The organism is Pseudomonas sp. REST10, assembly GCF_029542605.1.
Taxonomy (GTDB): domain Bacteria; phylum Pseudomonadota; class Gammaproteobacteria; order Pseudomonadales; family Pseudomonadaceae; genus Aquipseudomonas; species Aquipseudomonas khazarica.
Genome location: NZ_CP035677.1, coordinates 4,069,532 through 4,082,758, shown reverse-complemented (window position 1 = coordinate 4,082,758; position 13,227 = coordinate 4,069,532). Strand labels below are relative to the sequence as shown.

The following is a 13,227-nucleotide window of genomic DNA, read 5'->3' as shown; positions in this document are numbered from 1 at the left end:
CGATGTTGATGCGAGCGAAGGATTCCACCCTGCTGGTGATCGACCTGCAGGCACGGCTGTTGCCAGCCATCGACGCGGGCGCGGCGCTGGTCGAGCAGGCCACCTGGCTGGTGCGTGTGGCGCAGCGCCTCGACGTGCCGGTGATCGCCACCGAGCAGTACCCCAGGGGGCTGGGTGCAACCGACCCCGGCCTGCGCGAACTGCTGCCGGCGCACGGGCTGCGCGAGAAGATCCATTTTTCCGCCACGGCGGGCGCCGGGCTGTTCGACCTGCCGGGAGGCGAGCGCCGCCAGTTCGTGGTGTGCGGTGCGGAGACCCATGTCTGCGTGCTGCAGACGGTACTCGGCCTGCTGGCCGCCGGGCGCGAGGTGTTCGTGGTCGACGAGGCAGTGGGTTCGCGCCGCCCGCGTGACAAGGCATTGGGCCTGGCGCGCATGGAGCGCGCCGGAGCGCTGATCGTCTCGCGCGAGATGGTCGCCTTCGAATGGCTGGAGCAGGCCGGCACCGAGCAATTCCGCGAGATCAGCCGCACCTTCATTCGCTGACGCGCGCCTGTCCCCGCAGGCTGGGGTGGCCAACTGCGCCTATGCTTAGGCGCGGGATCATCAGTCGGTCATTCGCCACGGCCTGCCTGCCGGGCGGTGACACGTTGGAGTGCGGTCATTGTTCAGAACGCTGCATTGTTGCGTGTTGGGGTTGCTGCTGGGGGCCAGCGTTGCCGCCGAGTCGGCGCTGCGATTCTGCCATGAGGACCAGGATTCGTACCCCTGGGTCATGAGCGATGGCAGCGGCCTCAACAAGGAACTGCTCGATCTCGTCCAGCAGCAGCTCGGCCTGCAGTTCACCTATGTGGCGGTGCCCTGGAAGCGCTGCCTGGCCGGCTTGCAGCATGGGCTGTATGACGGCGCTTTCGCCGCCAGTTTCAAGCCCGAACGCCAGCGGATGGGGCGTTATCCCCTCGACGCGGAGGGCCGGCCGGATACCCTCAGGCGCCTGCATTCGTCGCGCTACACCCTCTATCGGCGCGCCGGCAGCGCGGTGTCCTGGGACGGCCGGCGCTTCAGCCATCTGAACGGCCGCGTGGGCTCGCTCAGCGGCTTTTCCATTCGCGACCTGCTGCTGGCCCATGGCCTGGAGGTGGACGAGTCCAGCCGTGACCCGCTGGCGCTGTTGCAGATGCTCGAGCATGGCCGTATCGAGGCCGCTGCCTTGCAGACCCAGCGCGGTGATTTCGTGCTGCAGGCCAATCCCCAGCTCGCGCAGTCGATCGAGAAGCTGCCGCAGCTGCTCGAGGAAAAACCCTACTACCTGATGCTGTCCAATGCGCTGCTGGCGCACGAGCCGGATCTGGCCGAGCGGATCTGGGCCGAGGTGCAGCGCCAGCGTGAGTCGGCCGCCTACCAGGAGCGGAGAGCCGCCTACCTGGCGAAGCCCTAGGCTTTGTACGAAAAGTGCCTGCGCTCGGTGATGCTGCGTTGAAATCGCTCTCAGAATGCTCATTTACAGCACGTAAACTGCGCTTCTTCGAGCGATTGCGCCTGGCCTGACCTTCGCTCGACGACTTCTCGTACAGAGCCTAGCGCCAGTGGTTCTGGCGCCAGGCCTCGCGCTGGGCGGCGTCCTTGAATGTCCAGGCCACCAGACGGCTCTGCTTCTGCCCCTGGGACATGCCGAGAATGCGCACTTCGCTGGCGCCGGCCCTGGCCAGCCAGCCCTGCAGCAGTTCCACGTTGCCGCCCTTGGACACCAGGCTGCTGAACCACAGCACCTGCTCGGCGACCTGCGCGCTCTCGCTGGCCATGCGCTTGAGGAACGCCGCCTCGCCGCCGGGGCACCACAGTTCGGCAGCCTGGCCGCCGAAGTTGAGCACCGGCAGCTTGCGTTTCGGGTCGAGTTTGCCGAGGTTGCGCCATTTGCGCGTGCTGCCACGGGTGGCGTCCTCGGCGCTGGCGTGGAAGGGTGGGTTGCACAGGGTCAGGTCGATGCGCTCGTCCGCTTGCAGCAGGCCGACAAAGACGTGCGCCGCATCGCTTTGCTGGCGCAGCTCGATGGCACCCTGCAGCGCGCGGTTGGCCTGCACGATGGCGCGTGCCGAGGCCAGTGCCGCCGGCGCGATATCGGCGCCGATGAAGTGCCAGCCGTATTCGCAGTGGCCGATCAGCGGGTAGATGGCGTTGGCGCCCACGCCGACGTCCAGCGCCTGAATCGCCGCGCCACGGGGAATCTGCCCCGCGTTGTCGGTCGCCAGCAGGTCGGCGAGGTTGTGCAGGTAGTCGGCGCGGCCGGGAATCGGCGGGCACAGGTAACCATCGGGAATGTCCCAGTGGCGGATGTCGTAGTACTGCGCCAGCAGCGCACGGTTGAAGACCTTCACCGCCTGCGGATTGGCGAAGTCGATGCTCGGCTTGCCATAGGGGTTGCTGATGACGAACTGGCCGAGTTCCGGGCTGGCCTTGATCAGCGCCGGGAAGTCGTAATGTCTCTGGTGGCGATTGCGCGGATGCAGTTCGCCCTTGCTCGGCGCCGTCTTCACGGCGGCGGGGGCGGGCTTGCGTGGGCGTTTCGGTGGCTGTGGCATGGACGAGCTTCGGGCAGGCGGGCGGCGATTTTCCCACAGTCGGGCTGGCCGTGCAGCCGGGGCATCGCCTGGTGGCTGCCGCAGGGCGCCTCTGGAAACCTGGGCGACAGGCAGGAACGAGCGAAGAACGCTCGGAGTCGCGCCCGACTTCACCTGCGCTGAATGAGCCGTTTGGGCGCAGCAGTTTCCAGCGCTCGCCTACAGCGGGAAGATCAGCGGCACCAGCCCCACGCTGACGATCATCACCAGCAGGGTGAAGGGCACGCCGATGCGCACGAAATCGCCGAAGCGGTATTGCCCGGGGCCCAGTACCAGGGTGTTCACCGGCGAGGAGATCGGCGTCATGAACGCGGCCGAGGCGGCCAGGGCCACGGTCATGGCGAACGGCAGGGGTGAGGCATCGAGCGCCTGCGCGGTGGCGATCGCCACGGGCGCCATCAGCACCGCCGTCGCGGTATTGGAGATGAACAGGCCGATGACGGCGGTCAGCACGAACAGGCTGGCCAGGATCAGGCGCGGCCCGGCATCGCCCAGGCCACCCACCAGCCCCTGTACCGCCAGCTCGACGCCACCGGTCTGTTGCAGCGCCTGGGCGAAGGGCAGCATGCCGACGATGAGGATCAGCGTCGGCCAGTGGATCGCGCGGTAGGCGCTGTCCAGATCGATGCAGCGAAACGCCCCGAGCAGCAGGCAGGCAATCAGCGCGGCCTGCACGTTGGGCACCAGGCCGCTGACCATCAGCAGCACCATCACCGCCAGGCTGAGCAGGGCATAGGGCGCCTTGCGCGCCGCCGGTGCCACCTCGGCGACCTCGGCTGGCAGGCTGAGCACCAGAAAATCGCGGCTCAGCCCCTGCAGGCGGTGGATATCGCGCCAGGCGCCCGCCACCAGCAGGGTATCGGAGGCCTTGAGCTTCTCGTCGACCAGCAGCCCCTCCAGGGCGCCACCCTGGCGACGCAGGCCGACCACGTTGAGCTTGTGCCGCGAGCGAAAGCCCAGCTCCTGGATGGTCTTGCCCGGTAGCTGTGACTCCGGCGGCAGCGCCACCTCGGCCAGGCCCAGCTCATGCGCGTGCAGGCTGAAATACGAGTGCGGCAGCGGCATGGGCTCCAGGCCGAGGGCCTGGTAGCTGCCGAGCAGGCCGATGGCCGGGCTGGCGATATCCACCAGCAACACGTCGCCGGGCTCCAGCAGGGTGTTGCCGCTGGCCATCAGCAGCAGGGTACGCAGGCGTTGCCGGCGCTCGATGGCGATGACGTTGATGCCGTGCTCGCGGCGCAGTTGCAGTTCGTTGAGCACCTGGTTGGCCAGCGGCGAGTCCGCCCGCACACGCAGGCGCCGCTCGCGCTCGCCGAGGCGATAGCGCTCGGCCAGGTCGGCCAGGGTCAGGCGCGGCGGTTCGGCATTGCCGCCGGCCTCGGTGCGCACCAGCCAGCGGCGGGCCAGCAGCATGTAGCCGATGCCGAGCAGGAGGATGGCCAGGCCGATCGGGGTGAAGGTGAAGAAGTCGAAGCCCGCGTGGCCGGCGCGTCGCAGTTCGGCGTGCACCACCAGGTTCGGCGGCGTCGCCACCAGGGTCAGCATGCCGCTGATCAGCCCGGCGAAGGCCAGCGGCATCATCAGGCGCCCCGGCGCCAGGCGCAGGCGAGCGGCGACGCCGAGCACCACGGGAATGAAGATGGCGACCACGCCGGTGGAACTCATCACCGAACCCAGGCCGGCCACGGCCAGCATCAGCAGGATCAGCAGGCGCGTCTCGCTGCTGCCGGCCCTGGCCACCAGCCAGTCACCGAGGCGATAGGCGATGCCGGTACGCACCAGGCCGTCGCCGATGATGAACAGCGCGGCGATGAGGATCACGTTGGCATCGCTGAAGCCGGCCAGGGTCTGCTGCAGGTCGAGTACACCGGTCAGCGGCAGGGCGACCAGCACCAGCAGGGCGACCACGTCCATGCGTGGCTTGCCGATGACGAACAGGGAAATGGCGCCGGCCAGCAGGCCGAGCACCCAGAGAAGATCGGGATTCATCGCAGCTCCAGAAAGCACGGAGCGATTGTTTCAGGGATAACCGAGCGTGGTCTTGATCTGCTGCAGGTTGCCGGCGATCCAGCGCTTGTCGATCGGCCCCCAGTCGCGGATCAGGTACTGCCCGGCATTGTTGCGTTCGCCCTGGCCCTGGGCGAACTGGCAGTCGATGTCCAGTTCGACCAGCGCCGAGAGGGTGTCCTGCGCCGTGCGTCGCGGCATGCCGGTGGCCTCCATCAGCGCCGGCACGCTGGTCGCGGCGCCGCTGTCGATCAGCCAGGCGACGTAGAGGCGGCGGTAGAAACTGGTCTTGGTCTTGCTCACGTCCATGCGCTGGGTGTCCACGTCGGGCCGGGATTGATCGGGGGACTATATCAGCGTGGCGCTGCTCGTGGCACAGGGGGTAAGAGGTGAATTCCTCATGGGAATGCACTGGATGATAAATATGAATTTTTATTATTGCCCGGCGACAGCGGCTTCGGCCCGGCGCAGCGTTTCTTCTCCAGCCTGTTCTGGGGCGCCTGGATCACTTCGCGGCGTGCCGATTAGCGTGTGGCGCTCTGCTCCAGCAGCCAGGCCTGGAACAGCGCCAGCGCAGGTGGTGACTCGGCGTTGGGGCGGGTGACCAGCACGTAGCGCTCGGCCAGTTCTGCCAGCACCGGCCAGGGCGCGCTGAGGCGCCCATCGGCCAGGTCCTGCTCGACATAGCGGCGCGGCACCAGGGCCATGCCGATGCCCGCCTTGGCGGCCTCGATGAGCAGGGCATAGCGGTCGTACACCGGGCCCTGGTCCGTGTGGGCCAGTGCCAAGGCGCTCAGCTCGGCATAGCGTGCCCAGCCGAAGGGGCTCTCGTGCTTGTGCAGCAGCGGCATCTGCCTGGCCGGCCGGGCCGCCAGCTGCGGGTGGCAGACGGCGATCAGCGGTTCCTCGAACAGGGCCTGGACCTGCATCCCCGGCCAGTCGAGGTGGGCATGATGGATCGCCGCGTGCAACTCGCTGTCCGCCAGGGAAAACGGCTGCGTGCGCTCGCGCAGGTTGATCTGGATATCCGGGTGCAACTGGCGAAAGTGCACCAGGCGCGGGATCAGCCAGCGGCTGGCCAGCGTCGGCAGGACACCGATCTGCAGGGCACTGTCGGCGCTGGCGCGCTGGGTCAGTTGCCGGGTGTGGCGCTCGATGTCGGCCAGCAGCGTGCGCATCTGCGTGGCGTAGCCGGCACCGGCAGTGGACAGCTCGACGCGGTTGCCGACGCGGTGGAACAGGCGCACGCCGAGGAAGTCTTCCAGCTTGGCGATCTGCCGGCTGATCGCGCCTTCGCTCAGCGACAGCTCCTGGGCGGCGCGGGCGAAGCTCTGGTGGCGAGCGGCGGCTTCCAGGGCCAGTAGTGCGGCGGTGCTGGGTAGGCGTCTGCTCATTCTGGCCGTCCGTGTGCGAGGCGCGACAGGATGACGCATGTGCAAGCTGCCTTGCAAAAAAATCGGTAACGCCCGCGCCCTGGCCTGCCTAGCATGTCGCCGGGTTGCCACCGTTGCCGGTGGCGCTGTTATCGACGGAATGAAGGAAGGAGCGTGTCGTGCTGAAGACGAGTGATCGGGTGTTGCTGGGCAGTGGTGTGCTGATTCCTTGCTGGCTGTTGCTCGGCGTGGCGCTGACGGCGCTGGCCTACCCCGGCTACAGCCACCTGCAGCAGGCCATGAGCGAGCTGGGCGCGCAGGGGGCTCCGACCCATGGTTTTTCCGCCTGGGTCAACAACCTGCCACTGGGGCTGCTGTTCATTCTCTTCGGCCTGGGCGTGGCGCGCCGCTTTCCTGGTTCGAAGCTGGCGTTGCTCAGTGCGCTGCTGATCGGCCTGCATGGCCTGGGCAGCCTGGGCACCGGCTATTTCGCCTGCGACCAGGGCTGTGCGCCGGCGCAACCGTCGCTGTCGCAGCAGCTGCACAACCTGGCGGGGCTGCTGATGTTTGTCTCGCTGACGCTGGCCTGCGCCCTGTGGATCGTGCTGGCACGGCGGCTGTTGCAGTCGCCCGGGCTGGCGCTGTTCTCGGCCCTGTGCCTGGTGCTGGCGATCGTCACGGCGTGGCTGATGGCCACGGCGGTCGCCAGTGGCCAGCTGTTCGGCCTGTACCAGCGCCTGAACTACGGGATATCGGTGCTCTGGGTCGCGGCGCTGGCATTGCAGGCACTGCGTGCCAGCGCGGGACGCTCCGCTCAGCCGAGCACGGCGGCGAGCGCCATGTAGGTGGCCGCGCCGGCCAGGTAGCCGATGAAGGCCAGGCCGCTGATCTTCTTCAGGTACCAGATGAAGTTGATCTTCTCCATGCCCATGGCTGCCACACCGGCGGCGGAGCCGATGATCAGGCAGCTGCCGCCGGTGCCGGCGCAGTAGGCGAGCATTTCCCAGAAGTTGCCGTTGACCACGAAGTTGCTCAGCCACGGCAGCTCCTCGGCGGCGGCGGTGGCGAGCATCTCCGGGCTGACCAGCGGGTACATCTTCATCGCCCCGGCGACCATCGGCACGTTGTCCACGACGGCCGACAGGATGCCGATGGAGATGGCGATGCTGTAGACGTTGCCGAGGCCGTCCTTGAGCAGGGTGGCGACCTGGATCAGGTGGCCGGCACTGGACAGCGCGGAGACTGCCAGGAGGATGCCGAGGAAGAACAGCACGCTGGTGATGTCGATGCGACGCAGGACGCCGACCACGGACAGCGGGTCCTTCTCTTCGCTGTTCTTGCTGCGGTGGATGATCTCGGTGGTGATCCACAGCAGGCTGAGGCCGAAGAGGATGCCCATGTACGGCGGCAGGTGAGTGATGGTCTTGAAGATCGGTACGAAGATCAGCGCGCCGAGGCCCAGGCCGAAGACCAGATTGCGCTCGAACGGCGTGGTCGGGTCGCGGCGGCTCTCGGCGCTTTCCTTGATGCGCGGCTCGGAGACTTCGCCCTTGAGGACGAAGCTCATGATCAGCAGCGGAGCCAGCAGGCAGACTAGGCTGGGCAGGAACAGTTTGGCGATGATGCCGGTGGCGGTGACCTGGTCACCGATCCACAGCATGGTGGTGGTGACGTCGCCAATTGGCGACCAGGCGCCACCGGCGTTGGCCGCGATGACCACGATGCCGGCGTAGAACCAGCGCTCGTGCAGGTCGGCGATCAGCTTGCGCAGCAGCGAGATCATCACGATGGTGGTGGCCAGGTTGTCCAGGGCGGCGGAGAGGAAGAAGGTGATCAGCCCCACCAGCCACAGCAGGTGGACACGCTTGGTGGTGCGGATGCGGTCGGTGATGACCTTGAAGCCTTCGTGGGCGTCGATCAGCTCGACGATGGTCATCGCCCCCATCAGGAAGAACAGGATCTCGGAAATTTCCCCCAGGTGATGGCGCAGCTCTTCGACGACGTGATGGGTGTTGGTGCTGGAGCCCGCAGTGCCGGTGCCGAGCAGCGGCAGGATGCTGTCCGCGCCGAGGACCAGGAGGGTCCAGGCGATCACGGCGGTGAGCAGGGCGGAGGCTGCCTTGTCGATCTTTAACGGGTGCTCGAGTGCGATGCACAGGTAACCGAGGACGAATACGAGGGCCATCAACGCATACATGGAGGGTCCGCCTGTTTTCTTCTGTTGATATTGAAGGTCGGTAGGCGGGGGAAGATGCCTGAAACAACTTGCAAAAGGAAAGGACTTAATGCCGCAGCGGCGCTGCGAGGGCGATCCATGCCGCTCGCGCGCAGGTAGTCAGGCGTTATTGCAGCGCAGCGGTGCGGCGTGGCGGCAGCAGGTAGGCCAGGGCGATGGCCAGCACCGGCATGATCAGGTTGAAGAAGCAGTACGGCAGGTAGCTCAGAGTGGCCACGCCGAGCGTGGCGGCCATGTAGGCACCGCAGGTGTTCCAGGGCACCAGCACCGAGGTCAGGGTGCCGCCGTCTTCCAGGGCGCGGGACAGGCTGGTTGGCGGCAGGTCGCGGGCCTCGTACTCGGCGCGGTACATGCGCCCCGGCAGCACCAGGGCGATGTACTGGTCGGCGGTGATGACGTTGGTGCCGATGGTGGTGGTGATGGTGCTGGCGACCAGGCCGCTGTCGCTGCGCACCAGGCGCAGGGCGCTCTGCAGCAGGCGCTGCAGCAGGCCGAGGCGCTCGAGCACGCCACCGAAGCACATGGCGCAGATGATCAGCCACACCGTGGTGAGCATGCTGGCCATGCCACCCTTGGACAGCAGGCCATCGAGTTCGGCATTGCCGCTGGCCGACTCGTAGCCGGCGAACAGCGCGTTCCAGACCGTCTTCAACGGCGCCAGGGCCCCGGCCGAGGGATCGGCCAGGCGCGCCATCACGTCGGGCTGGAAGGCGATGGCGAACAGCGCACCGACCAGCGCGGCGAGGAACACGGCAGGAAAGGCCGCCCACTGACGCACCGCGAGCAGCAGCAGGAAGGCCACCGGCAGCAGCAGGTGCCAGCCCAGGCGGAACTGGGCTTCCAGCGCGGCGAGGACCTCGCTGATGCGCCCCGTGTCATGTTCGGCGCTGGCCTGCTGGCCGAGGGTGAAGAAGATCGCCAGGGCAATCAGCAGCGCCGGCACGGTGGTACGCAGCATGTTGCGGATATGCGCGAACAGGTCGGCACCGGCGGCGGCTGGCGCCAGGTTGGTGGTGTCGGACAGCGGCGACAGCTTGTCGCCGAAGTAGGCGCCGGAAATGATCGCCCCGGCGGTGATCGCCGGGTCCAGGCCGAGGCCGGCCGCCACACCCATCAGACCGATGCCGAGGGTGCCGGCCACCGTCCATGAGCTGCCGATGGACAGCGCGGTGAGCGCGCAGATCAGGCAACTGGTGACGTAGAAGTACTCGGCGCTGATCAGCTTCAGGCCGAACCAGATCATGGTCGGCACGGTGCCGGCGAGAATCCAGGTGCCGATCAGCGCGCCGACGGCCAGCAGGATCAGGTTGGCCTTCATGGCCATGTGAATGCCGGCGAGTATGCCTTCCTCGATCTCGCTCCAGCGCAGGCCGTTCTTCAGCCCGACCAGGCCGGCGACGAAGGCGGCGCTCATCAGGGCGATCTGGTTCGGGCCGCTGGAGGAGCCGTCACCGTACAGGTAGACGGAGAGGCTGAGGAGGACGACGAGCACGCCGATAGGCAGCAGTGCATCGAGCAGGGAAGGGGAACGGGCTGTCATGGGTATACCGGAAAATCAGATGAACCTTGGGGCGGGCTGGTGGCCGCGACTGCTCTGTCAGGGCTCGCGGCTGTGACTGCATGGAAGCAGGCGCTGGAGCGCAGCGGGATGTCAGGGCCGAAAGCCCCTCCTGGAAAAAACAAGCCCGCGCCGGTTGGGGCGCGGGCCTGTGGGTGTCGCCGGGGGATCAGAGTGCGGCGATCTTGCCGCGCTGCTCGACCATCTTGGCCAGGGCCTGCTCGGCCTCGGCCAGTTTGGCGCGCTCCTTCTCCAGCACTTCGGCAGGGGCCTTGGCGACGAAGCCTTCGTTGCTCAGCTTGCCGCCGACACGCTTGACCTCGCCTTCCAGGCGGCCGATCTCCTTGTCCAGGCGCGCCAGTTCGGCGTCCTTGTCGATCAGCCCGGCCATCGGCACCAGCACTTCCATCTCGCCGACCAGGGTGGTAGCGGACATCGGCGCTTCTTCACCGGCAGCCAGTACGCGTACCGATTCCAGCTTGGCCAGCTTGTTCAGCAGCGGCTCGAAATCGGCCAGGCGGCGCTGATCCTCGGCGCTGGCGTTGGCCACGATGATGTCGATGCGCTTGGCCATGGAGATCTTCATCTCGCCACGGATCTGGCGCACGCCGAGCATCAGCTGCTTGACCCACTCGATATCGCCTTCGGCGGCGGCGTCGATGCGGGTCTCGTTGGCCACCGGCCAAGGCTGCAGCATCAGGGTGTCGCCCTGTACAGCGGCCTGACCCTTGATGCGCTGCCAGATTTCTTCGGTGATGAACGGCATGAACGGGTGAGCCAGGCGCAGGATGACTTCCAGCACACGCACCAGGGTGCGGCGGGTGCCGCGCTGACGCTCGAGCGGCGCGTGCTCGTCCCACAGCACCGGCTTGACCAGCTCCAGGTACCAGGCGCAGTACTGGTCCCAGACGAACTCGTAGAGCGCCTGGGTGGCCAGGTCGAAGCGGAAGGCATCGAGCTGGCGGGTGACTTCGGCTTCGGTGCGCTGCAGCTGGCTGATGATCCAGCGGTCGACCGAGGACAGTTCGACCTCTTCGCCATTCACGCCGGTGTCCTGGCCATCGGTGTTCTCGATGACGAAGTTGGCGGCGTTCCACAGCTTGTTGCAGAAGTTGCGGTAGCCCTCGACGCGGCCCATGTCGAACTTCACGTCGCGGCCGGTGGTGGCCAGCGAGCAGAAAGTGAAGCGCAGGGCGTCGGTGCCGTAGCTGGCGATGCCTTCGGGGAACTCGGCCCTGGTCTGCTTGGCGATCTTCTCGGCCAGCTTGGGCTGCATCATGCCGCTGGTGCGTTTTTCCAGCAGCTCGTCGAGGGTAATGCCATCGACGATGTCCAGCGGGTCGAGCACGTTGCCCTTGGACTTGGACATCTTCTGCCCCTGGCCGTCGCGCACCAGGCCGTGCACGTAGACGGTCTTGAACGGAATCTGCCCGGTCAGGTGGGTCGACAGCATGATCATCCGGGCGACCCAGAAGAAGATGATGTCGAAGCCGGTGACCAGCACGTCGGTGGGGTGGAAGGTCTTGAGGAAGTCGGTCTGCTCGGGCCAGCCGAGGGTGGAGAAGGTCCACAGGCCGGAGCTGAACCAGGTGTCCAGCACGTCTTCGTCCTGGCGCAGGGTGGCGCCTTCGAGCTTGTACTTGGCGCGTACTTCCGCCTCGTCGCGACCGACGTAGACGTTGCCGGCTTCGTCGTACCAGGCCGGGATGCGGTGGCCCCACCACAGCTGACGGCTGATGCACCAGTCCTGGATGTCACGCATCCAGCTGAAGTACATGTTCTCGTACTGCTTGGGCACGAACTGGATCTCGCCACTCTCGACCACGGCGATGGCTTTTTCCGCCAGCGGCTTGGTGGAGACGTACCACTGGTCGGTCAGCCACGGCTCGATCACGGTGCCGGAGCGGTCGCCCTTCGGTACTTTCAGCGCGTGGTCTTCGATCTTCTCCAGCAGGCCGGCCGCCTCGAAAGCCGCGACGATCTGCTTGCGCGCCTCGAAGCGGTCGAGGCCGGCGAACTGCGCCGGGATGCCCGCGTCGACCTGTTCGTTGACGCTGCCGTCGAGGTTGAACACCTGGGCGGTGGACAGCACGGCGGCGTTCTTGTCGAAGATGTTGATCAGCGGCAGGTTGTGGCGCTTGCCCACTTCATAGTCGTTGAAGTCGTGCGCCGGGGTGATCTTCACGCAGCCGGTACCGAACTCGGGGTCGCAGTAGTCGTCGGCGATGATCGGGATGCGGCGGCCCACCAGCGGCAGGTCGACATAGCTGCCGATCAGTGCCTTGTAGCGTTCGTCTTCCGGGTGCACGGCCACGGCGCTGTCGCCGAGCATGGTTTCCGGACGGGTGGTGGCGACGATCAGGTAGTCATTGCCTTCGGCGGTCTTCTTGCCGTCGGCCAGCGGGTAGCGCAGGTTCCACAGCGAGCCTTTCTCGTCGTGGTTTTCCACTTCCAGGTCGGAGATGGCGGTGTGGAACTTGGTGTCCCAGTTGACCAGACGCTTGCCACGGTAGATCAGGCCATCGTCGTGCAGGCGGACGAAGGCTTCCTTGACCGCTTCGGACAGGCCGTCGTCCATGGTGAAGCGCTCGCGCGACCAGTCGACCGACGAGCCCAGGCGGCGAATCTGCCGGGTGATGGTGCCGCCGGACTGGTTCTTCCACTCCCAGACCTTCTCCAGGAACTTCTCGCGGCCCAGGTCGTGGCGGCCGATGCCATCGGCGGCCAGCTGGCGCTCCACCACCATCTGGGTGGCGATACCGGCGTGGTCGGTGCCCGGCTGCCACAGGGTGTTGCGGCCCTGCATGCGGCGGAAGCGGATCAGCGCATCCATGATGGCGTTGTTGAAGCCGTGCCCCATGTGCAGGCTGCCGGTGACGTTCGGCGGCGGGATCATGATGGTGTACGGCTCACCGCTACCTTGTGGGGCGAAGTAGTCGTTCTGCTCCCAGGTCTGGTACCAGTTGGATTCGATGGCGTGCGGCTGGTAGGTCTTGTCCATGCGCGGCGGGACCCTTGTGACGGCTGATCGGAAAAGCCGACAAGTATAACGGGGATCAAGCGGGCGGCGTAAGGGCGGCGCGTCGGTCGGCGCAACGCGGCAGTCGCGGGGCCGGGGAACCCGCCAGCCGGCAGCCTGGCGGGTAGCGCCCGCCCGGCATGGGGGCGTCAGGGTTTGCGCGGGGGCAGCAGGCGCGGCAGGCGGGCTTCCAGGCGACGCTTGAGTTCGGCTTCGATCTGCGGCACGAAGTCGTCGATCACATCCTGCAGAATCAGTTGCGCTGCGGCGCGCAGCTCGCCATTGAGGTGCTGCAGGTCGCGGGCACTGTCATGCAGGCGCGGCTCCAGGCGTTCGCGTATCGGGCTGGGCGCCGCTTCGCTGGGCAGCGCCGGCTGCGCTGCCGGTTTTGCCTGGGCGGCTGGTGTGGTGTGGAAC

At 66.9% G+C, this 13,227-nt stretch carries 11 protein-coding genes; 3 read left to right on the top strand and 8 right to left on the bottom strand.

Annotated features, from left to right (window positions below):
* Nucleotides 1–2 precede the first annotated feature (2 nt).
* A complete protein-coding gene (locus tag EWH21_RS19250) occupies nt 3–545 on the top strand; it encodes a hydrolase (protein ID WP_037049660.1) in 543 nt (180 codons plus the stop codon).
* Nucleotides 546–687: 142 nt separating this feature from the next.
* Nucleotides 688–1,437, top strand: a complete 750-nt coding sequence (locus EWH21_RS19245; protein WP_277699090.1) for a transporter substrate-binding domain-containing protein — start codon at nt 688–690, stop codon at nt 1,435–1,437.
* 139 nt (nt 1,438–1,576) lie between these two features.
* Here the strand turns inward: EWH21_RS19245 and rlmF are convergent, their stop codons facing one another.
* The 4 genes from rlmF to EWH21_RS19225 form a co-directional block, all read right to left on the bottom strand.
* The gene (gene rlmF, locus EWH21_RS19240; protein WP_277699089.1) at nt 1,577–2,578 is read right to left on the bottom strand and encodes a 23S rRNA (adenine(1618)-N(6))-methyltransferase RlmF; all 1,002 of its coding nucleotides are present in this window, start codon (nt 2,576–2,578) and stop codon (nt 1,577–1,579) included.
* Nucleotides 2,579–2,776: 198 nt separating this feature from the next.
* Nucleotides 2,777–4,606 carry an SLC13 family permease gene (locus EWH21_RS19235; RefSeq protein ID WP_277699088.1) on the bottom strand — a complete coding sequence of 610 codons (1,830 nt, stop codon included), beginning with the start codon at nt 4,604–4,606 and terminating at the stop codon, nt 2,777–2,779.
* Between the two features lie 30 nt (nt 4,607–4,636).
* Entirely contained in the window at nt 4,637–4,933 is a 297-nt protein-coding gene (locus tag EWH21_RS19230; protein ID WP_047590726.1) for a winged helix-turn-helix domain-containing protein, read from the bottom strand.
* A gap of 215 nt (nt 4,934–5,148) precedes the next feature.
* A complete protein-coding gene (locus EWH21_RS19225) occupies nt 5,149–6,018 on the bottom strand; it encodes a LysR substrate-binding domain-containing protein (RefSeq protein ID WP_277699087.1) in 870 nt (289 codons plus the stop codon).
* A gap of 161 nt (nt 6,019–6,179) precedes the next feature.
* Between EWH21_RS19225 and EWH21_RS19220 the strand changes: the two genes are divergently transcribed.
* The gene (locus EWH21_RS19220; protein ID WP_277700633.1) at nt 6,180–6,842 is read left to right on the top strand and encodes a DUF998 domain-containing protein; all 663 of its coding nucleotides are present in this window, start codon (nt 6,180–6,182) and stop codon (nt 6,840–6,842) included.
* On the opposite strand, the gene nhaD is transcribed toward EWH21_RS19220, so the two are convergent.
* The 4 genes from nhaD to EWH21_RS19200 form a co-directional block, all read right to left on the bottom strand.
* Nucleotides 6,812–8,194: a sodium:proton antiporter NhaD gene (nhaD, locus tag EWH21_RS19215; protein ID WP_277699086.1), complete on the bottom strand. Its 1,383-nt coding sequence runs from the start codon at nt 8,192–8,194 to the stop codon at nt 6,812–6,814. The genes EWH21_RS19220 and nhaD overlap by 31 nt on opposite strands.
* A gap of 145 nt (nt 8,195–8,339) precedes the next feature.
* Complete coding sequence (gene nhaC / locus EWH21_RS19210; RefSeq protein WP_277699085.1) at nt 8,340–9,773, bottom strand: Na+/H+ antiporter NhaC; 1,434 nt, start codon at nt 9,771–9,773, stop codon at nt 8,340–8,342.
* A 187-nt stretch (nt 9,774–9,960) separates the two neighbouring features.
* Nucleotides 9,961–12,792 (bottom strand): valine--tRNA ligase, encoded by a 2,832-nt coding sequence (locus EWH21_RS19205; protein WP_277699084.1) that lies wholly within the window; start codon nt 12,790–12,792, stop codon nt 9,961–9,963.
* A gap of 167 nt (nt 12,793–12,959) precedes the next feature.
* A partial coding sequence (locus EWH21_RS19200) for a DNA polymerase III subunit chi (RefSeq protein WP_277699083.1) occupies nt 12,960–13,227 on the bottom strand: 268 nt, incomplete at its 5' end.